The 20,919-nt window shown below is 62.0% G+C and carries 15 protein-coding genes; 7 read left to right on the top strand and 8 right to left on the bottom strand.

What is annotated here, in order from left to right:
• Positions 1-43: 43 nt before the first annotated feature.
• Both ACQY1J_RS10975 and ACQY1J_RS10970 read right to left on the bottom strand, forming a co-directional pair.
• Positions 44-1,459, bottom strand: coding sequence for an FAD-binding oxidoreductase (locus ACQY1J_RS10975; RefSeq protein WP_113110650.1), 1,416 nt, complete (start codon positions 1,457-1,459; stop codon positions 44-46).
• An 87-nt stretch (positions 1,460-1,546) separates the two neighbouring features.
• On the bottom strand, positions 1,547-2,410 hold the full coding sequence (locus ACQY1J_RS10970; RefSeq protein ID WP_113167508.1) for a DMT family transporter: 864 nt from the start codon (positions 2,408-2,410) through the stop codon (positions 1,547-1,549).
• 95 nt (positions 2,411-2,505) lie between these two features.
• Here ACQY1J_RS10970 and ACQY1J_RS10965 point away from each other — a divergent pair, with 95 nt between their 5' ends.
• Positions 2,506-3,942 carry a PLP-dependent aminotransferase family protein gene (locus ACQY1J_RS10965; protein WP_430251436.1) on the top strand — a complete coding sequence of 479 codons (1,437 nt, stop codon included), beginning with the start codon at positions 2,506-2,508 and terminating at the stop codon, positions 3,940-3,942.
• 10 nt (positions 3,943-3,952) lie between these two features.
• On the opposite strand, the gene ACQY1J_RS10960 is transcribed toward ACQY1J_RS10965, so the two are convergent.
• Together ACQY1J_RS10960 and ACQY1J_RS10955 are read right to left on the bottom strand one after the other, a co-directional pair.
• Positions 3,953-7,138 (bottom strand): efflux RND transporter permease subunit, encoded by a 3,186-nt coding sequence (locus tag ACQY1J_RS10960; RefSeq protein ID WP_430251435.1) that lies wholly within the window; start codon positions 7,136-7,138, stop codon positions 3,953-3,955.
• Positions 7,135-8,313, bottom strand: a complete 1,179-nt coding sequence (locus ACQY1J_RS10955; protein WP_430251434.1) for an efflux RND transporter periplasmic adaptor subunit — start codon at positions 8,311-8,313, stop codon at positions 7,135-7,137. Before ACQY1J_RS10955 ends, ACQY1J_RS10960 begins: the two co-directional genes overlap by 4 nt.
• Before the next feature lie 218 nt (positions 8,314-8,531).
• Between ACQY1J_RS10955 and ACQY1J_RS10950 the strand changes: the two genes are divergently transcribed.
• On the top strand, positions 8,532-11,108 hold the full coding sequence (locus ACQY1J_RS10950; protein WP_430251433.1) for an ATP-dependent helicase: 2,577 nt from the start codon (positions 8,532-8,534) through the stop codon (positions 11,106-11,108).
• A 68-nt stretch (positions 11,109-11,176) separates the two neighbouring features.
• Positions 11,177-12,322: an amidohydrolase gene (locus tag ACQY1J_RS10945; RefSeq protein ID WP_430251912.1), complete on the top strand. Its 1,146-nt coding sequence runs from the start codon at positions 11,177-11,179 to the stop codon at positions 12,320-12,322.
• 45 nt (positions 12,323-12,367) lie between these two features.
• On the opposite strand, the gene ACQY1J_RS10940 is transcribed toward ACQY1J_RS10945, so the two are convergent.
• Positions 12,368-13,828: a DUF2778 domain-containing protein gene (locus tag ACQY1J_RS10940; protein ID WP_430251432.1), complete on the bottom strand. Its 1,461-nt coding sequence runs from the start codon at positions 13,826-13,828 to the stop codon at positions 12,368-12,370.
• A gap of 495 nt (positions 13,829-14,323) precedes the next feature.
• Positions 14,324-15,547, bottom strand: a complete 1,224-nt coding sequence (locus tag ACQY1J_RS10935) for a YeeE/YedE family protein (RefSeq protein ID WP_430251431.1) — start codon at positions 15,545-15,547, stop codon at positions 14,324-14,326.
• Positions 15,548-15,851: 304 nt separating this feature from the next.
• On the opposite strand from ACQY1J_RS10935, the gene pncA reads away from it, so the two are divergent.
• The 3 genes from pncA (at position 15,852) to ACQY1J_RS10920 (ending at position 17,677) form a co-directional block, all read left to right on the top strand.
• A complete protein-coding gene (gene pncA, locus ACQY1J_RS10930) occupies positions 15,852-16,478 on the top strand; it encodes a bifunctional nicotinamidase/pyrazinamidase (protein ID WP_430251430.1) in 627 nt (208 codons plus the stop codon).
• A gap of 117 nt (positions 16,479-16,595) precedes the next feature.
• Positions 16,596-17,342, top strand: coding sequence for an AzlC family ABC transporter permease (locus ACQY1J_RS10925; protein ID WP_062456234.1), 747 nt, complete (start codon positions 16,596-16,598; stop codon positions 17,340-17,342).
• Positions 17,343-17,353: 11 nt separating this feature from the next.
• Positions 17,354-17,677, top strand: a complete 324-nt coding sequence (locus ACQY1J_RS10920; protein WP_062581458.1) for an AzlD family protein — start codon at positions 17,354-17,356, stop codon at positions 17,675-17,677.
• A 6-nt stretch (positions 17,678-17,683) separates the two neighbouring features.
• On the opposite strand, the gene ACQY1J_RS10915 is transcribed toward ACQY1J_RS10920, so the two are convergent.
• Positions 17,684-19,519, bottom strand: a complete 1,836-nt coding sequence (locus tag ACQY1J_RS10915) for an aminopeptidase P family protein (RefSeq protein WP_430251429.1) — start codon at positions 19,517-19,519, stop codon at positions 17,684-17,686.
• Positions 19,520-19,757: 238 nt separating this feature from the next.
• Here ACQY1J_RS10915 and ACQY1J_RS10910 point away from each other — a divergent pair, with 238 nt between their 5' ends.
• A complete protein-coding gene (locus tag ACQY1J_RS10910; protein WP_062456227.1) occupies positions 19,758-19,931 on the top strand; it encodes a hypothetical protein in 174 nt (57 codons plus the stop codon).
• 80 nt (positions 19,932-20,011) lie between these two features.
• Here the strand turns inward: ACQY1J_RS10910 and ACQY1J_RS10905 are convergent, their stop codons facing one another.
• The gene (locus tag ACQY1J_RS10905; RefSeq protein ID WP_062456224.1) at positions 20,012-20,893 is read right to left on the bottom strand and encodes a 50S ribosomal protein L11 methyltransferase; all 882 of its coding nucleotides are present in this window, start codon (positions 20,891-20,893) and stop codon (positions 20,012-20,014) included.
• Between the last annotated feature and the right edge of the window lie 26 nt (positions 20,894-20,919).

Below are 20,919 nucleotides of genomic sequence, written 5' to 3'. Positions count from 1 at the left end.
GTAGTTCCACGCGCCGGACTGGCAAGTCAATCATTGGGGAGTGTTATTCCGCGATGCGGAAGATCTTTCCCGGATTGAAGAGGTTTTGCGGATCAAAGCCTTTCTTGATCGACCGCATCAGCTCGACGGCACCGCCCAGTTCCTCGTCGAGATAGGACATCTTGCCCTGCCCGACGCCGTGTTCGCCGGTGCAGGTTCCATCCATCGCGAGAGCACGGCGGCTCAGGCGTCCCGTAAACGCCTCGACATTGGCAACGGAAGCCGGATCCTTGTCGTCGAAAAGCACGAGAACATGGAAATTGCCATCGCCCGCATGGCCGACGATCGGTGCCAGAAGCCCCGCATCGCGAATATCGGCCTGGGTCTCGGCCACGCATTCCGCCAGCCGCGAAATCGGCACGCAGACATCGGTGGAGAGCCCATTCAGCGACGGATCGAGCGCGCGGCCGGCCCAGTAGGCATTGTGGCGGGCGTTCCACAGCTTGGTGCGCTCTTCGGCATTGGCAGTCCAATGGAACTCGTCGCCGCCACAGTCGGAGGCAATCTCGGCAAACTGTTCCGACTGGATGCGGACCGTTTCCTCGGTGCCGTGGAATTCGAGAAACAACGTCGGCTTCTCCGGGTAGGATAGGCCCGAATAGGCATTGCAGGCGCGGATCTGCACGTCGTCCAAAAGTTCGATACGGGCAACCGGAATGCCCATCTGAATGGTCATGATGACGGCATCGCAGGCGGCCTCGACGCTTGGGAAGGCGCAAACGCCACCGCCGATCTTTTCCGGAATGCCCTGAAGCTTCAGCGTCACCGAGGTAATCACGCCGAGCGTGCCTTCGGAGCCCACGAATAGCCGGGTCAGATCGTAGCCGGCCGAGGATTTGCGGGCGCGACGCGCGGTGCGGATCTCTTCGCCATCGGCGGTAACCACGGTCAGTGCCAGGACATTGTCCTTCATCGTGCCGTAACGCACCGCGTTGGTACCGGACGCACGGGTCGACGCCATGCCGCCGATCGTTGCGTTGGCACCGGGATCGATCGGAAAGAACAGGCCGGTATCGCGCAGTTCGCGGTTGAGTTCCTCACGCGTGATCCCTGGCTCCACGGTGACGTCGAGATCTTCAGGGCTGATGCGAAGGACCTTGTTCATGCGGCTGAAATCGATCGAAATGCCGCCGGACGGCGCATTCACCTGACCTTCCAGAGAGGAACCGACGCCAAACGGGATCATCGGAACCCGATGTTCGGAGCAAGCCTTCACCACGGTCTTCACGTCGTCGCTCGTCTCGACGAACACGACTCCATCAGGAAGCTGGCCCGGAAGATAGGTGGTCGTGTGTGCATGCTGTTCGCGGAACGACTGGCCGGTCTGGAACCGTTCGCCGAAAGCCTGTTTCAAGATCCCGAGGACCGCGGCAATGCCCTCCTCGTTCCGTTGGCCTGCCTTCACGTCGCGAATTGCCATGCTACGTCTCCTCAAGATGCTAGGGCTTGGTTAGGAGACACGGCAAGGTTTGTCCAGAACGAACAACCCCGCATCGGTACGCTGGGTTTATCGCGCGAAGCGGCGAGCCCCGGCCACACAGAGGATGACGGCCAGCGTCACGACGATCATCATCGGGCTGATGCTTTCACCGAGCAGCAGGGCGGCAAGCACGAGGCCGAAGAATGGCTGCGTCAGTTGCAGCTGGCCCACCGCAGCAATGCCGCCCTGCGCCAGCCCGCGGTACCAGAAGATGAAACCGATCAGCATGCTGAAGAGTGAGACATAGCCGAGGCCAAGCCATACCGGCATCCGGATCGCTGAGAAATCCGGCGGCAGCTGCGTAAGCGTGATGACGACCATCACCGGCAGAGATAGAACAAGCGCCCAGCAGATCACCTGCCATCCCCCGAGCGTCCGCGACAGGCGGCCACCTTCCGCATAACCGAGGCCGCAGACGAGAACCGCGGCAAGCATCATGCCGTCGCCATAGGGTGACGCCATCACACCCTGCGACAGCGCAAAACCGGCAACGCAAGCGCTCCCGGCAATCGCGAAGATCCAGAACGCCCGCCTGGGTCTCTCGCCACCGCGCAGAACCGCAAAGCATGCCGTCGCGAGCGGCAACAGAGCGATGAAGACGATGGAATGGGCCGATGTCACGTGCTGGAGTGCCAGCGCAGTGAGAAGCGGAAAACCCACCACGACGCCGAGCGCGATGACCACAAGAGACACGAGGTCGCGGCGCGACGGCCATTTCTCCCGGAAGACAAGGAGAATGCAGAGCGCGAGGATGCCGGCAATCGCGGCACGGGCAACGGTTAGAAAAACCGGATCGAACTGCGTGACGGCAACCCTTGTCGCCGGCAGCGAGCCGCTGAAGATGATCACGCCGATCATGCCGTTGATCCAACCTGAAAGAGAACGATCCATAAGCCTTTAAACCCCCTGCCGAAATCCTTCGACGCTTATGCGCGCAAGCCTCTGGCAGAGACAGCTACACTCAGGTACGATTTGACAAAACTGTAATGGTGCATGAGGCAGTACGGATGGATCTGGGGACGCAAGGTGGGCAGAAGGTCGCCATGGTCGTTTCGACCATCCGGCAACGGATTTCCGGGCGCAGCCTCGTGCCCGGAGCAAAGCTTCCCTCCGTGCGCAGCCTCGCGGTGACGCTGAAAGTGTCCACCTCCACGATCGTCGATGCGTATGACCGGCTGGCGGCAGAGGGCGTGATCACCTCCCGCCCCGGCTCCGGTTTCTACGTTGCCAACCAGACGGCGCCGCTTTCGCTCGCGCAGATCGGTCCGAAACTCGACCGCGCCGTTGATCCCCTGTGGGTGTCACGGCAATCGCTCGATGTCCGGCGCGATGGCCTGACGCCTGGTTGCGGATGGCTACCGCCATCCTGGTTGCCGGACGAGACCTTGCGGCGGTCGCTTCGCACACTGTCCCGCGGCGATACGGCAACGCTTACGGACTATGGTTCACCGCTCGGCCTGATGCCGCTTCGAAGCCTGATCGCGCGCAGAATGGGAGAGCGCGGCATCGAGGCGTCGCCCGACCAGATCGTGCTGACCGATTCCGGCACCCAGGCGATCGACCTTCTCTGCCGGTTCCTGATCGAGCCCGGAGACACCGTGCTTGTGGACGACCCCTGCTACTTCAATTTCCAGGCGATCCTGCGCGCCCATCGCGCCCGGATCGTCGGCGTGCCCTATACGCCGAACGGGCCTGATCTCGACGCTTTCGCAAGTGTCCTCGCGGAACACCGCCCTCGCCTCTACATCACCAATTCAGCGGTCCACAATCCGACCGGGGCAACGCTTAGTCCCGTCACGGCGCATCGCGTCCTGAAGCTTGCCGAACAGTTCGGGCTGACGATCGTCGAGGACGATATCTTTGCCGATTTCGAGCATACGCCGGCACCGAGGCTCGCCGCCTTCGACGGTCTGGACCGGGTCATTCATATCGGCAGCTTTTCGAAAACGCTATCCGCCTCGGTCCGCTGCGGGTTCATCGCCACGAAGCGAGACTGGATCGAGGGCCTGACCGACCTCAAGATCGCGACCTCGTTCGGCGGGCCATCGCTTGCGTCCGAACTGGTCTATCAGGCGCTGAGCGATGCCAGCTACCGAAAGCATCTGGACACGATAAGGGGCCGCCTCGCCGGCGCAAGGGTCGAGGTATCGGGACGGCTGAAGGCCATCGGCATCGTGCCTTGGATCGAGCCGCAGGCCGGCATGTTTCTGTGGTGCCAGCTGCAGGACGGTCTCGATTCCGCCGACGTCGCGCGGGCGGCACTGAAGCACAACATCGTGCTTGCTCCGGGCAATGTCTTCAGCCCGTCGCAATCAGCGACCGGTTACATGCGCTTCAACGTGTCGCAATCGCTCGATGGCCGGATCTACGACGTCCTGAAGCAGATTTTCGCCGACATGCGAAACCCCGAAAACGCGGCCTGAAGGCAAGCCCTTACTCGGCTGCCATCAACTGCTGCTCTTTCGTATCGTTGGCGCGTCCCTTGTGGGCGCTTTCCAGCTCGTCCTGCAGCCGCTGTTCCTCGTGCACCTGTGGCTTGGAGAAGCGGGCGATCAACAAGTATGCGACAGGGGTGATATAGAGCGTCACCATGGTTGCCATGCCGAGGCCACCGACGATCACCCAGCCGAGCGCGATACGGGCTTCGGCACCGGCGCCCTTGGCAAGAACCAGAGGCACGCCGCCGATCACGGTCGCGATCATCGTCATCATCACCGGTCGAAGACGGATCGCGCACGCCCGTTCGATCGCCTCGCGGCAAGACGCGCCCTCGTTGCGCAGATGGTTGGCGAACTCGACAATCAGAATGCCGTTTTTCGCCATGACCCCGACAAGCAGCACAAGCCCGATCTGGCTGTAGACGTTGAGACTGGAGCCGGTCAGCACCAAGGCGAAGGCAGCGCAGGCAAGCCCCAGCGGCACGGTGGACATGATGATGATCGAAGACAGGACGCTTTCGAACTGCGCCGCAAGCACCAGGAAGATGATGGCGATCGCAAAGCCGAATGTCAGCGCCATGCCGCTCGAGTTTTCCTTGAGTGTCGCAGCCTCTGCCAACGGTATCAGACGTGATCCAGCTGGCAGGAGCGGCTGCGCAAGCTCGGTCGCCGCCTGGACCGCCTGACCGAGCGAGACACCGTCCTTGAGGCTGGCCGAGAAGGAGACTGCCGCAAGCCGCTGTTCGCGGTTGAGCCTCGGCGCCACGGCCCGTTCCTCGAGCGTCGCGACGGTGGAGAGCGGCACCATGCGGCCATCCTTGGCCTTCAGAAAAATGTTCTCAAGATCCGTCGGGTCATCGATCGGACGCGTCGTCGATGTCAGCTTGACCGGCGTCGCCTCGCCGTCGACAAACACGTCCACCACAGATCGGCCTTCGAGAAGAGACTGCAGCGACGTGCCGAGATTGGTGATGTCGATTCCGAGATCCGATGCCCGCTCACGGTTCACCGACACGAAGATCTGGGCTTGGGTGGGCTCGTTGTTGAGGCGCGGCGTATCGAACAATCCGCTCGCGCGAAGCTGGTCCACCAGTTTCAGTGCGGCGGCCGTCAGCTCTTCATGATTGGTGCCGACCATCGCCATCTGCAACCCGTTGCCGGCACCGCGGATACGCAGACTGTTCTGCTGCGTCGCGAAGGCGCGAAGCGAGGGCACGGTCGCGGTGGCCGCGTTGATATCTCGGACGATATCGGCCTGGCTGCGCTCCCGCTCGGACCAAGGCGCGAGGGTCAGAACCATGAAGCCGTTATTGGTGGCGCCACCCTGCCCCGAGATCGAATAGATGTTCTGGATCTCGCCGGACGCCACGAGCGGCTGCAGTTTCTCTTCGATCTGCTGCAGCTTGTCGCGCATATATTGCAGGCTGATGCCTTCGGGCGCCGTCGCCCGCAGCATGACCATGGCCCGGTCTTCCGGCGGGGTAAGTTCGCTCTTGACCGTCTTGAAGGCCATATAGCCGGCACCGCCGAACAGCAGCGCGAAGACGATTACGATCGCCGGCGCGCCAAGGCAGGCATGCAGCGTCACCCGGTAGAAATTGGCAAACAGCGTTCCGAACCGGCCAAGCAGGCCGTCGTTCTTTTCCTGTATCGGCTTGGTCAGCATGCGCGACGCAAGCATCGGGCAAAGCGTCAGCGCCGTGACCGAAGACAGCGCGACGGCAAACGCCAGAACGAAACCGAACTCGCGGAACAGGCCACCCATCTGGCCGGGCAGGAAGGACAGCGGAATAAACACGGCGGCAAGCGTGGCGGTCGTCGCCAGCACCGCGAAGAAAACCTCCTGCGTGCCGATCACGGCGGCCGCGCGCGGACCCATCCCCTCGGATCGTCGCCTCACGATATTTTCGAGAACGACGATCGCGTCATCCACCACAAGGCCGGTCGCAAGAACGATTGCAAGAAGCGTCAGAATATTGATCGAGAACCCGACGGCATAGATTGCGACCAGCGTACCGATCAGCGCCACCGGCATGGTCAGCGCCGGGATCAGCGTCGCCTTCCAGTCGCGCAGGAAGAGATAGATGACGGCAATGACGATCGTGCCTGAGAGCGCCAGCGCGATCTCGACCTCGTGCAGCGCGCCTTCGATGAAGACCGCATCGTCACTGGTGATGGCAATGCGCGTGCCCTCGGGCAGCGTCTTCTGAAGATCGGCGACGGCGGCCCGTACACCTTCCGAAATGCTGAGCGTGTTCGATTGCGCCTGGCGCAGCACGCCGAGACCAACGCCCGGAACGCCGTTCGATCGCAACGCCGTCGTGCCGTCGTCCGGCCCCAGCATCACGGTTGCCACATCGCGCAGCCGGACATTGTTGCCCAGCATGACGTTTTCGAAATCTTCGGGCTTGGTCAGGCTCGCCGTCGCGCGCACGACAATGTCCTGCGTCGAGGATTCCAGCGACCCGGCGGGCACGTCGAGCGCAGCCGTCGATAGCGCCTCGGAGAGGTCTGCAATCGTCAGCCCACGACTGGCAAGCGCCGTCTGGTTCACGTCGACGCGGAAGACCTTTTCCTGGTCGCCGTAGAGTTCCACGTCAGCGACGCCGTCAACCGACGCAAGCCGGTCGGACACCTCGTTATCGACGAGAAGCGTCAGGTCTTCCATCGACAACGAGTTGGACGTAACGGCAAGCCGCATGATCGGCTGGCTGTCGGAATCGGCCTTGATGATGCGCGGTTCGTCCACGTCGTCAGGCAACTGGCCGGTGACACGACCAAGCGCATCGCGCACGTCGTTGGCGGCCACCGCAAGATCGGCGGTGTCGTTGAATTCCAGCGTGACACGGCTCTGGCCGAACTGCGATTCCGACGAAACGGCCTTGAGGCCGGCGACCCGGGCAACCGCGCCCTCGATGATATCGGTCACCTCCTGGTCCATCGTCTGGGCAGAAGCGCCGTCATAGGTGGTGCGGATGGTGATGACCGGCTGGTCCACATCCGGCAACTCGCGCACCTCGACGCCGGCAAGAGCGGCAAGGCCTGCGACGACAAGAAGCGTGTTGAGAACCGCGGCAAGGACCGGCCGCCGCACAAAAAGCGCGGTAAAGCTGTTCTGCTTTCCGGAAGACTGGCCGGACGACCCGTTGTTATTGGCGTTACCGCTGTGGCTGCTGCTCATCGGCTGGCGACCTCCGGCGGCTTTTCACCGGCGATGCGGACGGCACCATTTTCCCGGACCCGTTGCAACCCTTCGGTTGCCACGACATCGCCATCCTTCAGATTGGCCGAGACGAGGATCGCATCGGGATTGCGCTGGATGACCCTCACCCGCTCCTTGACCGATTTGTGATCGACGATATGCCAGACGAACGAGCCTTTCGCATCCCACTGGACTGCAAGCGGATCGACGCTTGGAAAGGTCTCGCCCGGAAACCGCATCGTCACGCCGAAAGACATGCCGGCGCGGAGTTCGTCATCAACATTGGGAATTCTGGCACGAATGCGGATCGTACGGCTTGCAGGATCGACCCTGTTGTCGACGGCCTCGACCGAACCCTCGAAGGTGCGGCCTGGACGCGAGACGGAGGCGGCCTCGACCGGCATGCCAGGCTTGACCTGAACCGCGAAACGCTCCGGCGCCCAGAAATCCACCAGCAGCTTGGTACGGTTGTCGATCGTCACGATATTGCTCGCGGTCGTGACGTTGTCACCGATATTGACCGCGACGATGCCGACGATCCCATCGATTGGCGCAACGACCGAGCGACGCTTCAGCGCCAGTTCGGCGTTGGTGACCGTCAGCTGCGCCGTTTCGGATGCGATCTGCGCGTCGAGCACGTCGAGGCGGGAAAAGCTCTTGAGGTTCCGGTAGGTATCGGATTTCTCGCGGGCACTGCGCAGCACGACCTGCGCCTGATCGCGCAGGATGATCTGCTCGTCGTCATCGAGCTGCGCAAGAATCTGGCCCTTTTTGACCATGTCGCCGGATTTGACGAGGATCTCGTTTACGGTGCCCGTCGCCTGCGGCATCACGATAACCGACTGGATCGCCTCGCCGTCACCGATCGCCGACAGTCTGTCGTTGACCACACCGGTTCCGACGGGTCTGGTTGCAACCAACACCACCTGGCTCTCACCGCCGCCCCGCTGCCCGCCGCGCGATGACGAAGCCGGTGCGCCCGCAACCGTTGCGGCCGCCGGCTCGGCGACATCAGGATTGATGGAAGTCACCATGCCTGCGGGAACGCCCATCGAAATCAGTGACCGCCCGGCATCTGCCGACAGGTAGACCCAGAGACAGAGCCCTCCGAGCAGTACCGCAACCGACATCAGAAGCTGGTTCCAGATCCGCATTCATTCCTCGCAAGTCTATCGATAAGTGGTGCAAGTATCCCCGTTTCGCGCCCAACTGGCAAGGTCGAGGAACCTACCTTACTGTTTTGTAACATCACGCGATTTCACGGATGTGTCAGAGCTTCAACGACACGGATCCGGACAATTCCTAGGGGAAACATAGGAATGAAAAGAGAACATCGGCTGGTCTTTCGAGCCCGAATCACTACATTGGCCGGATGAGTAACAGTTACGACGACATCCCTTTCTTCGATGAGGAGCCGAAGCCCGCCCCCCGCAAGGCGCGAGGCGAAGACCAATCGGACCAGCGCCCGGTGCCGGCATCGGCTGGTAACCATGGTTCGGCTGCCGTTCCTGCTGGTGGTGCCGGCGGCGCCTCCGGTGGTCTGGGGATCGCGGCGCGGGCCATGGCGGCGCGCGGTGGCAACCGGCCCTCACCCGACTATATGACCGGCCTTAACCCGGAACAGCGCGAAGCGGTCGAGACCTTGGATGGTCCCGTTCTGGTTCTGGCGGGCGCCGGAACCGGCAAGACGCGCGTGTTGACCACCCGTATCGCTCACCTGCTGGAGACTGGCCGCGCCTATCCGAGCCAGATTCTCGCCGTGACCTTTACCAACAAGGCGGCGCGCGAGATGAAGGAGCGCATCGGCGTTCTCGTCGGCGGCGCCGTCGAAGGCATGCCGTGGCTGGGCACGTTTCACTCGATCGGCGTCAAACTGCTGCGGCGCCATTCGGAGCTGGTCGGCCTGCGATCCGATTTCACCATCTTAGACACCGACGACGTCGTGCGCCTGATCAAGCAGCTCATCCAGGCGGAAGGTCTGGACGACAAGCGCTGGCCGGCCAAGCAGTTCGCCGGCATGATCGATGGCTGGAAGAACAAGGGCCTGTTGCCGCCCGACATTCCGGAAGGCGACGCCCGAGCTTTTGCCAACGGCAAGGGCCGCGAACTCTATGCCGCCTATCAGGCCCGCCTGCGCACGCTCAACGCCTGCGATTTCGGCGACCTTCTGCTGCACCCGATCGCCCTGTTCCGCAAGGCACCGGATCTCTTAAAGGAATACCATCAGCGGTTCCGCTATATCCTCGTCGACGAGTATCAGGACACCAATACGGCCCAGTATATGTGGCTGCGTCTGCTCGCTCAGCGTCCGAAGGATGTGCCGCAAAACGTCTGCTGCGTCGGCGACGACGACCAGTCGATCTATGGCTGGCGCGGCGCCGAAGTGGAAAACATCCTTCGCTTCGACAAGGATTTCCCGGGCGCCAAGGTCATCAAGCTCGAGCGCAACTACCGCTCGACAGAGCATATCCTCGGCGCTGCCGGCCATCTGATCGCCCATAACGAAGGACGCCTCGGCAAGACGCTGTTTACCGACCGGGTCGATCCCGAGGACGAAAAGGTGATCGTCCACGCCGCCTGGGATAGCGAAGAGGAAGCCCGTGCCGTCGGTGAGGAGATCGAGCGGCTGCAGCGCGGCGATGGTCGCAGCGATTCCAAGAAACACGCGCTGAACGACATGGCGATCCTGGTGCGCGCCTCGTTCCAGATGCGCGAGTTCGAAGACCGGTTCGTGACGCTCGGTCTCAACTACCGCGTCATCGGTGGCCCGCGCTTTTACGAGCGGCTCGAGATCCGCGATGCGATGGCCTATTTCCGCATGGTCTGCCAGCCGGCTGACGACCTGGCCTTCGAGCGCATCGTCAACACGCCGAAGCGCGGCCTCGGCGACACCACGATCCGCTACCTGCATGACAGCGCCCGCGCCCGCGATGTGCCCATGCTTCAGGCCGCAAGCGAAATGATCGAGACCGACGAGCTGAAGCCGAAGGCCCGCAAGGCCCTGTTCGACGTCGTGCAGAATTTCCGCAACTGGCAGGCACGTCTCGAAACCGTGCCGCATACGGAACTGGCCGAGCAGATCCTCGAAGAGTCGGGCTATACCGACATGTGGAAGAACGACAAGACCGCCGAAGCGCCGGGGCGGCTGGAAAACCTCAAGGAACTGATCCGCTCGATGGAGCAGTTCGAGAGCATGCGCGGCTTCCTAGAGCACGTCTCGCTCGTCATGGATGCCGAGACCAACGAGAACCTCGATGCCGTCTCGATCATGACGCTCCACTCGGCCAAGGGTCTGGAATTCGAGACCGTGTTCCTGCCCGGCTGGGAGGAAGGCCTGTTCCCGCACCAGCGCGCGCTGGACGAAGGCGGCCGTTCCGGGCTGGAGGAGGAACGTCGCCTCGCCTATGTCGGCATCACCCGCGCAAAACGCCGCTGCCACATCTGGTTCGTCTCCAACCGGCGTATTCACGGCCTGTGGCAATCCACAATGCCCTCGCGCTTCCTTGATGAACTGCCGCCGAGCCACGTCGATGTCGCGGCATCGGAATCCTCAAGCTTCGGTGGCTATGGCGGCCGCGGCGGCTATGGCCAGTCGCGCTTCGACAAGGCAGATGCCTTCGCCGGCAACTCCTATTCGACGCCCGGCTGGAAACGCGCCCAGGCCAACAAGACAGATGCCACCCGCGACAACTGGGGCAGCCGCTCCGGCCACGCCGTGGAACGCATCGGCTACGGCGAAAGCGGCCCCCGCGGCCGCACGATCGACGGCGAGCTGGTCGCCAAGTCGACAACCGACACGCCCTCAAAATTCACAGTCGGCGACCGCGTCTTCCACATCAAGTTCGGCAACGGCAACGTCACCGCGATCGAAGGCAACAAGCTGACGATCGAGTTCGACAAGGCAGGGCAAAAGCGGGTGCTGGACGGGTTCGTGGAGAAGGCGGGCTGACGAGACGTCTACTCACTCGCAAACGAGGGTCGTGACCATGATGAGGGCTTTAGAATTCGATGAATGACATCTCCCTCAGCAACAGCGACGTCGTCGAACTCACCGCATGGCGCCGCCGGCTTCATACCATGCCTGATGTCTCCGGTGAGGAAGCGGAGACGGCGCGCGAGGTGATGCGGTTCCTGTCGGAGACCGGTCCGGACGCGGTGGTCGAAGGTATTGGCGGCACCGGCGTCGCGGTCGTCTACGACAGTGGCGTGCCCGGAATGACGGTGATGCTGCGCGCGGAACTCGATGCTCTTCCGATCGAGGAACTCGGCGACCCCGAGCACAAGTCGAAGGTATCGGGAAAAAGCCATATGTGCGGCCATGACGGGCATATGGCAACGCTTGCGGCGGTCGGCCGCGCGCTCGGACATCGGCGGCCAGCGAAGGGTCGTGTCGTTCTCCTGTTCCAGCCGGCGGAGGAAACCGGCGCCGGGGCGGCAGCGGTCCTTGCCGACGACAAGTTTCGGGACCTGACGCCCGATATCAGCCTGTCCCTGCACAACATGCCGGGCATCCCGCTCGGCCACGTTCATCTGAAGGACGGCCCGACCAATTGCGCGTCGCGCGGCATGAAAATCATCCTGACCGGCAAGACTGCCCACGCGGCATGGCCAGAGACCGGGATCTCGCCGGTTTCGGCCGTGGCCAGGCTGCTGCCAGCCCTGAGCGGTATTTCGGCAGGCTCTGTCGAAAACGACGACCTCGTGCGAGCGACCGTGACCCACGTGACGATCGGTGAACTCGCGGCGGGCATTTCACCGGCGCATGGCGAGATCTGGGTGACGCTGCGCACCTCGACGGATGATCAGATGTCCGCTCTTGTCGAACATGCAGAGACAATGGCGAGAGACGCGGCTGCGGCGGATGGGCTGGCCCTGGCCTTGTCCTATCAGGATGTGTTCGGCCACTGCATCAACCACCCCGCTGCAGCCGACATCCTGAGGGCCGCGATGGATGCCGAGAGCGTGCCGCATGTCGCTGGGCAAGCCTATCGCGCCTCGGAGGATTTCGGTCGCTTCGCTAAGGTCTCGAAATCGGCCATGCTGTTTCTCGGCGCCGGCGAAAGCCACCCTGCCCTGCACAACCCGACTTATGATTATCCCGACGATCTGATTGCGATCGGCGCCCGCATCTTCCTGGCCGCAACGCGGCAGGTGCTGGACTGACAACGAAAAACGGAGCCTAAAAGGCTCCGTTTGTTTTGAGTTTGATCAGGCGTCCTTGTTGCCGAACAGCTTTGCCATGATGCCGCCGCCGCTTGGGCCGGCGCCGGGGCGCTTGCCATCCCACTTCGGCACGATGATCATGTGGGTGATTTCGCCGCGCTGGAAGGCCTTGAGGAACTTGTCGTAGTCGGCGAACGCTACGCAACCGTGGCTGTCGCCGCGAACGCGAAGCAGGAAGCTGTGGGCGAGAAGACCCGTGCGGCCCTGCGGCGCCTTGCCGTCGGTCGGCGTCAGGCGGATTGCCGCAACACCGTGGAACAGCGATTCGCGCATCGAGAGCTTGTAGGTGCCCGGAGGTGTCGGGCCGCGCATCTTCACATGCGTGAACTTCGGGTTGTCGCGCATGCTGCCGATGCCGGAATGGGCTTCGAGCTTGCTGCCGTTCGGCATGATGACAACACCGTTGGTGATGTCATAGATCGCAACCTTGGTGCCAATGCCCGGCCACTTCGGCGAACCCTGCGACGGCGCGAGAGGCTCTTCGCGCATCGGGTTGTTCGGCTTGGCAAAGGCAAGCACGGTTGGCTTGTCGTTATCGTTGTCGCCACGGCCAGGCTTTTGCGGTGCGACGGCTGCGATTGCGGCAAGTGCATTCGGCTTTTCAGGCTTGACGGAAGCGACGGCCATGGAAGCGCTGGTGGTGGCCGCACCGGGACGCAGGACCGGCAGTGGTCCGGCTTTCGGCAGCGCCTGGGCGAGAGATGTCGGCGCAGGTGAAGGCAGCGGCGTCGCCTGTTCGGCAATCGCCACCGTATCCTCCGACATGCTTTCCGGCAGATCGCTTTCGAGCGACGCCAGTTCCACCGGCTTCATCGTGTTGAGTTCCGCCACCTCTGTCGCCGGCTGAACTTCCTGGAGAATGTCGGGCATTGCGCCCAGAGCTTCGCTACCGCGTGGCGCTACGACCACAAGACTTTCCATGGCAGAACCGAGGGCGGACTTGATCTGGTCGGAGCCGGGCCGCAGCTTGCCAAGAGCCGCAAACTGCTGTTCGGTTTCGGCGTGACGGGCAGCCTTTGCCATCGCGAGATGCATCGACTGACGAACGCTTGCGTCATCCGGACGCTGGGAAGAGAGAGCAGCAAGCTGCGCTCCTTCCAGACGACCGCGCTTCGGCTCGGCCGGCGCGCTGCCTGGAAGGCGGGAGAATTTCGAAACATCGAGATTGCGGTCCGCAGTGCGCGCCGATGTAGCCACGAGATGCTCGCGCGCGGTTGGTGGCGCAAGCAGGGCCGTTTCGAACCTGATGCTGGGGGCAGACTTGACCGAGGTCGCGACCGTGACCATCGAGGCACCAACCAGCGCCGCCACGGTAAAGCCGACGCCAAGCGCCATATTCGTCATGAGTGAGCGGGACTTCTTGCGGCGCGCCTGCGCCGAGGATGCTTTCGATGCCGCTTTGCGACCGTTCTGCTTCGAAGCTTTGGATTCCAACTGACGCGCCATTACTCGTTACCCGAACCGTTACTCACACCGGCAAGGCCTGCTTTCGCAGTCTTGCCCGCAAGATCAAAGCGGACTGAGAAAGCAGACAGGATCTGCTCATCGCCGCCAATCGACTGCATATGAGAATGAACGATTATGGTAACCAATGTCTTTACGCCGCCCCGATTTGGTTTCGGTGGTGCACTTAAAAGCGCATACCGCCGGAAGTTAAGCAGAAATGCGGCAAAGGGGTGTTCGACCCTGCCCGCAAGTCCGGTGTCTAGCTCGTCGACTGTTGCTGTTTAGCGACAAAAGTTAACAAACTCAAGGCTTACACCGGTTTTTAACTGTTGCGACATTTGAGGTACGAAATCGCACCCGCAATTTTGAGGGGGTAAGATGCGGCAAGCCCGAGCCAAAGTGTGGCGACACTCTGCCTGAACCCACATGCGAAAATGGGCGCCTCTGTGGAGGCGCCCATGGATCGTGGAGTTTTGAAGGGATGCGGTGAACGGCTCAACCGTCGGCCCGGCGAATGGACCGACCTTCCATAAAGAAGAAGGGCCGCAATTTCACACCCAGCACATTTCCGGCAAACGCCGCGACTGCCCAGAGATAACCATGCAGGCTGCCGGACGCGATGCCGGAGAAATAGGCTCCGATATTGCAGCCATAGGCAATTCGCGCACCGTAGCCGAGCAGCAGGCCGCCAACGACGGCCGCAAGGATCGAACGCAGCGGGATGTCGAGGCTGGGAGCAAACTTTCCAGCCAGCGCCGCCGCCAGCATGGCGCCCGCGATGAGGCCGAAATCCATGACGGATGTGACATCGGCAAACACGCTTCCGGCCAGAGCCTTGGCATTTCCCGGCTGCTGCCAGTAGGCCCAGGCTGTCGGATCAAAGCCGATCGCCTGCGCGCCCTTCGCACCCCAGAGCGCGAAGGCGGACGTGATACCCCAGGGACGGCCGGCGATTGCGAGCGTCGCGAAATTAAGGATGACGAGTGCAATCGCGCCAGCCACCAGCGGCCACGGACCACGCAGATAGCGGGCAAGACCGTGCCGTGGCGAAAGTGGTGCCTGTTCAAGTGCGCCGTTGCGCCGCTTCTCGACGACCACAGTGATCGCGGCGATCGCCGCGAATATGGCAAGCGATACCGCAATGCCGCCAAACGCACCGAACGTCTGAAACAGAGACGTCGGCGGCAGCGAAGGAAGACTGACCCACCAGTCGAAGTGGATGGTGGCGAGAACCGAACCGACGATGAAGAAGAACAGGGTCACCAGCATGCGCGCATTGCCGCCACCGGCGGTAAACAGCGTGCCGGATGCACAACCGCCGCCAAGCTGCATCCCGATGCCGAACATGAAGGCGCCGACGATCACGCCGATACCGGCCGGCGAGATATTGCCACGCACCTCGGTGCCGAACAGCACGCCGTTGGATAGAGCCGGGAAAAACAGGATGACGGCAAGCGCCAGAAGAATCATCTGAACGCGAAGACCCCGGCCCCGGCCCTCCGCAATGAAGACACGCCAGGCAGACGTGAACCCAAAGGCCGCGTGATAGAGCGCGATGCCAAGCCCGCCTCCGATGAGGAAGAGCGCACCTTGGGCTGGACCATAAGCGAGGCCGAGCGCAACGGTGCCGACAACAAGCACGATGAGAGCGCCGAGACCGGGAAAACCGATCGGCGGCAGGCCTTCAGCCCGCGTTTCTAGCGAAGACGACAGTGACATGGGAGAAACTCCGTGAAGATGACCTCTAGATAGGGTTGTGGTCCGCATCCGACGAGGAATCACGTTTCAACATTCGGCTCGAAACCGGATTGAGATTTCAGATCCGTCAGCAAAAGCGATCGAGTCATCTTCAGACATCCTAGAAACCGCGGAGATCAGATGACCGCAGAACCTGCCACCAAGGCCGACCGTTTCGTCACAAATGATTTGGAGCGACGATCGTGTTGGGCAGAAGAGGCTTGATCGATGCCGCCATGCTTGGCATCTTCGTGTGACAAGGAAGAACCACTCGTGAGGACGATCTATGAAAGCGCTGCTCCTGATCGACATCCAGAATGGCTTCTGCTCTGGCGGCAACCTCGCTGTTGCCCACGGTGACGACATCGTGCCGATCGCAAACAGCCTCATTTCCGACGGCGGTTACGATGTGATCGTCGCCTCGCAGGACTGGCATCCCGCCAATCACGGCAGCTTCGCCTCCCAGCATCCGGGCAAGAAACCATTCGACATGGGCGAGCTCTCGGGCCAGCCGCAGGTCATGTGGCCGGATCACTGCGTGCAGGAAACACCGGATGCGGAATTCCATCCGGATCTCGATATCGGCGCAGTCGATTATATCCAGCAGAAGGGCGAAAACCCTGCGGTCGACAGCTATTCCGCCTTTCGCGACAACGACCAGGCCGCCCTTACCGGCCTTGCCGGTTACCTCCGGGCGCAGCAGATTACGGAGCTTGACGTTTGCGGTCTCGCCACGGACTACTGCGTGAAGTTTTCAGCCTTGGACGCTGTCGAAATGCTGCCGGACGTCAAAGTGCGCTTCATCGAGGATGCGAGCCGCGGCATAACACCCGAGGGCGTCAGGGCTGCCATCGAGGAGATGCGCGCCAACGGCGTCGGCATTATCAAGAGCAGCGAGATTCTCGCGGACTAACGCACTCCGCGCCGCCGATCGTTCAGCAAAATCGATACACGCATCAACGCAATTCGATTGTCACCGGTCGCTCACGTGCATAAACGAAGCATTGCACGCGCACGCATCGGAAGACTCATGAGTTTCAGCGAACCGATCACCACAAGCGGCCAGATCAGGAACGGATTGAAGAAGGGCTTCGTTATCGTCCTCTCCTCAGCCCCGTTCGGCATCCTGTTCGGAGCGATCGCCATCGACAACGGTTTCAGCATGGCGGAAGCGGCGCTGATGAGCGCGTTTGTTTTCGGCGGTGCGAGCCAGTTGGTCGGGATCGAACTGTTCGGCCACCATGTCGCGGCCTGGATGATCGTGCTCTCGGTGCTCGCCGTCAATTTCCGCCACGTCCTCTATTCCGCGGCAGTATCGCCGATCCTCGGGCGCTTCCCGCTCCTCAAGCGCTGTCTTTCGTTTTTCCTGCTGACCGATCCGCAATTTGCAGAGACGGAGAAACGTGAAGAACAGACCCCGGTCACCTTCGCCTGGTACATCGCCATGGGCGGCGTGGTCTGGATTGGATGGGTCGGCAATACCATTGTCGGCGCGCTGTTCGGCAGCCTGATCGGCGACCCGAAGGCGATCGGCATCGATGTCCTCCTGCCCGTCTACTTTCTCGGTCTGGTGATGGGCTTTCGCAAGCGGCACAATTTTCTACCCGTCCTCGTCGCCGGAGCAGTCGGATCGGTTATCGCCTACTGGGTCGTCGGGTCACCCTGGCATATCAGTGTGGGGGCAGCGCTCGGGATCGTCGTCGCGGCCATCCTGCCTCCTCCCGGAGCCTCGGATCACGACGTGAAAGACCCGGCCCTTGAAACGGAGGCTGCGTGATGGAAACCGGCATGAGCGCCTTCTCCGTCGATAGCCAGACCGCCACCCTGATCCTGATGGCGGCAATTGCGACATACGCCACGCGGCTCGGCGGCTACATCCTTGTCAACAGCTTGAAACGCATACCGCCACGGGTGGAATCGGCCCTCAACGCCGTGCCGGCCGCCGTTCTGGTGACACTCGTCGCTCCACCCTTCGTCAACAGCGGCTGGGATGTGCGCATTGCGATGATCGCGGCGCTGGTGTTCGGACTGCGTTTTCCGGGCCTCATGGTCCTCGTCGTCGGCTGGGCGGCAGTCATGGCCGCCCGGCACGGTTTCGGTATCGGGATGTAATCCGGCTCAGCCGGAGATCGGCGCCGTCGCTGCAGTGAGCCAGGTCTTGACCGAATCTTTGTCGATCAGCGGCATCAGCTTCTCACGAACCTCTGCGTGATAGTCGTTCAGCCACTGCAGTTCTTCCGAGGTCATCAGCGAGGGGACCACAAGGCGGCGATCGATCGGGCACCAGGTCAGCGTCTCGAACGACAGAACCGGCATGTCCCCATCCTCGACAGGTGCGGCATCGTTCACGAAGATCAGGTTTTCGATCCGGATCCCGAAGGCGCCGGGGCGATAATAGCCGGGCTCGTTCGAAAGGATCATGCCGGGCAGAAGCTCCTGCGTCGACATCCGCGAAATGCGCTGCGGCCCCTCATGAACCGAGAGATAGGAGCCGACGCCATGGCCCGTGCCATGCGCGAAATCCGCCCCCGCCTTCCACAGCGCGATCCGAGCGAGCGGATCGAGATCGCAGCCGCGCGTTCCCTTCGGAAACTTCGCCATGCTGATGGCGATCATGCCCTTCAGAACCAGCGTGAAGAAGCGCTTGCGATCCTCGGAAACCGAGCCGACCGCAACCGTGCGGGTGATATCCGTCGTTCCGTTGACATACTGCGCGCCCGAATCGATCAGGAACAGTTCGCCGGGCAGGATCTGCCGGTTGCTTTCGGACGTCACCCGGTAATGCATGATCGCAGCATGCTCTCCGGCACCGGAAATCGTATCGAAGGAAACGTCCTTCAGCGGGTTCTGCATGCTCTGGCCGACGCGGGCCCGGGTCGCTTCCAGCGTCTTTACCGCATCGATCTCGGTGATTGAGCCCGGCGTCTGGCCATCCAACCAGCACAGAAACTCGACGACAGCCGCGCCATCCTGCAGATGCGCCTTGGCAGATCCATCGAGTTCCGCCGAATTCTTGCAGGCGCGCGGCAGCTTCGCCGGATCGATCCCCTCGACCACCTCGCCGCCGGCTGCGACGATTGCAGCCGTCAGCGCGAGCGGTGTCAAATCCGGATCGATCAGGATGCGGGCGCCGTTTTTGGAGACCTCGGCAAGACGGCCGAGGAACTCGGAGGGATCCCGCCGGAGGGCGAGAGCGTCCAGGTAGGCCGCCTCTTCGCTCCCGAGCTTCGCCGCATCGATGAAGAGTTCTGCCTTGCCGTTTGAAAAGACGATCGCGCGCGCGAGCGGGTGTGGCGTGTGCGGCACGTCAGCCCCGCGAACATTGAAGATCCAGGCGACGGAGGACGGATCCGTGATCAGTACCGCAGACAGTCCCTTCGCTTCGGTCTGGCGCGCGATCTCGCTCAGCTTGTCGCCGGCCGGCTTTCCGGCGAACTCTTCTTTCTGGATGGTCAACGCGCCAACCGGTTCCGCAGGGCGATCGCTCCAGATCGCATCGAGCGGATTGTGGGCCAGCGAAACCAGCGTGCCGCCGATCTCCGCAAGCGCCTTTTCCAGCCTGCGCACTTCCGCACCGGCATGCAGCCAAGGGTCGATGCCGAGGCGGAACCCTTTCGGCGCATGTTTCGCAATCCAGGCATGCGGCGGCTCGCCGACCAGATCGCCGCCGGAAAACACAGTTCCGTCAACCTGTTCGGCCAGTTGCGTCACGTAACGTCCATCGACGAACACGATCGCCTCACGCTGCGTGATGAGCGCCATGCCGGCAGATCCGGTAAAGCCGGTCAACCATGACAGGCGCTCGGCCAACTCAGGCACATACTCGCCCTGATACTCGTCGGCGCGGGGCACGAGAAACCCGTCAATGCCGAGTTCGGCAAAGCCGTCGCGCAGGGCAGTCACCCTTTCGCGGCCGAACTGCGGGGCGGACTTGGTCTCGAACGATTGAAACATGAGTGAACTCCGGCTGGTTTGATTCCGACTGATGGCCGCCATGTTAGAACATTTCCCCGCGCCGCCGCCAGTATCCTATGCAGATACGTGACAGGGCAGTCAGTGTCAGGAACCTATCCATGCAGCCGACGCATGCCACACATGATGCAGACCCACTGCCTGCCTCATTTTTTATCATCTAAGGTGTCGTCAATGTTCGATGACCTCTGGGGTCATCACTTTGAAAAGGACGAACACGATGGCCAACTCATTTCTCCGCAATGCAATGAACCGCGTGGTCGAAGCCCGTCAGCGTCAGGTCTCCCGTTACGTCAACGGCGCAATGCTTGGCCTTGATGATGCGACGCTGAAGAGCCTCGGCACGACGCGCGAAGAACTTCAGCGCCAGGGTGCGACCCGTTACATCTTCTGATCTGAGGACGACGCGATACCCGGCACGCAACTCGGTGTGCCGGCAAGCCTACAGAACCTGACAGGCCAGCCCATGGCCCGTCACATGCCTCGCACGAAATGCATGGTCACCCAGCCGTTTCGCCAGATCGTGCGCACATGCCGGCAGCGGGCGCCTGCATAAGCGGAAATCACCTTCCAGCGCTGCTCGGCTAGAATACCGGACAGGATCACCGATCCGCCCGGTGTCAGATGCGTCACCAGCTGCGGCGCCATCTTGATCAACGGCCGCGCCAGAATATTGGCGATGATGAGGTCGAACGGACCGTCCTGGCGAAAGGCCGAGGAGTGGAAACCCGGTGCCGTCTCCAGCCGCAGTCCGCTGGCAATGCCGTTGCGGCGAACATTCTCCTTGGCAACCCGAACGGCGACCGGATCGATATCCGTTGCCAGAACCGGGATGTTGCGCAACTTGCGCACCGCAATCGCCAGAACGCCGCTGCCCGTTCCCAGATCGAGCGCATTTCTCGGCTCGGTCGCTCGAACGACCGTGTCGATCACCTCGAGGCACCCCGCCGTTGTCCCATGATGGCCGGTCCCGAATGCCTGTCCAGCATCGATCTCTATGGCAATGTCGTTGATCTTGACCTTGTCGCGGTCATGCGAGCCATGAACCAGAAACCGCCCTGCCCTGACAGGCTTGAGCCCTTCGAGCGATTTGGCAATCCAGTCGACATCCGGGATAACCTCCATCGCAATCGAAAGATCGGGAAAATCCTCGCTGATCGCCTTTGCAATCCGTTCTCTGAAGACCTCCTCGTCGTCCGCCATCATGTAGACGGAGGCTTCCCAGATATCCTTCTTCTCGTCCACCTCGGTCGTGGCAATCGCCACGTCCTCTTCGCCGAACTCCAGCGACAGGAGGTCGAGGATCTCGGCCGAACCGATTTCGGTGGATGTCACGTAAAGCCGGATTTCACTCAAAGGAAGTCGCCTCTCATAATCTTCGC

The organism is Neorhizobium sp. DAR64860/K0K1, from assembly GCF_050500205.1.
Taxonomy (GTDB): Bacteria; Pseudomonadota; Alphaproteobacteria; order Rhizobiales; family Rhizobiaceae; genus Neorhizobium; species Neorhizobium soli.
Note: the sequence above shows the minus strand (reverse complement) of the source record. Positions and strands in the feature narration are given on the sequence as shown.

Coding starts and splice junctions, on each gene's coding strand:
- ACQY1J_RS10960 (WP_430251435.1), bottom strand. CDS start 7,138: ATGAGCAGCAGCCACAGCGGTAACGCCAATAACAACGGGTCGTCCGGC.
- ACQY1J_RS10970 (WP_113167508.1), bottom strand. CDS start 2,410: ATGGATCGTTCTCTTTCAGGTTGGATCAACGGCATGATCGGCGTGATC.
- ACQY1J_RS10920 (WP_062581458.1), top strand. CDS start 17,354: ATGAGCGCCTTCTCCGTCGATAGCCAGACCGCCACCCTGATCCTGATG.
- ACQY1J_RS10940 (WP_430251432.1), bottom strand. CDS start 13,828: ATGGCGCGTCAGTTGGAATCCAAAGCTTCGAAGCAGAACGGTCGCAAA.
- ACQY1J_RS10915 (WP_430251429.1), bottom strand. CDS start 19,519: ATGTTTCAATCGTTCGAGACCAAGTCCGCCCCGCAGTTCGGCCGCGAA.
- ACQY1J_RS10975 (WP_113110650.1), bottom strand. CDS start 1,459: ATGGCAATTCGCGACGTGAAGGCAGGCCAACGGAACGAGGAGGGCATT.
- ACQY1J_RS10910 (WP_062456227.1), top strand. CDS start 19,758: ATGGCCAACTCATTTCTCCGCAATGCAATGAACCGCGTGGTCGAAGCC.
- ACQY1J_RS10950 (WP_430251433.1), top strand. CDS start 8,532: ATGAGTAACAGTTACGACGACATCCCTTTCTTCGATGAGGAGCCGAAG.
- pncA (WP_430251430.1), top strand. CDS start 15,852: ATGAAAGCGCTGCTCCTGATCGACATCCAGAATGGCTTCTGCTCTGGC.
- ACQY1J_RS10925 (WP_062456234.1), top strand. CDS start 16,596: ATGAGTTTCAGCGAACCGATCACCACAAGCGGCCAGATCAGGAACGGA.
- ACQY1J_RS10965 (WP_430251436.1), top strand. CDS start 2,506: ATGGTGCATGAGGCAGTACGGATGGATCTGGGGACGCAAGGTGGGCAG.
- ACQY1J_RS10955 (WP_430251434.1), bottom strand. CDS start 8,313: ATGCGGATCTGGAACCAGCTTCTGATGTCGGTTGCGGTACTGCTCGGA.
- ACQY1J_RS10935 (WP_430251431.1), bottom strand. CDS start 15,547: ATGTCACTGTCGTCTTCGCTAGAAACGCGGGCTGAAGGCCTGCCGCCG.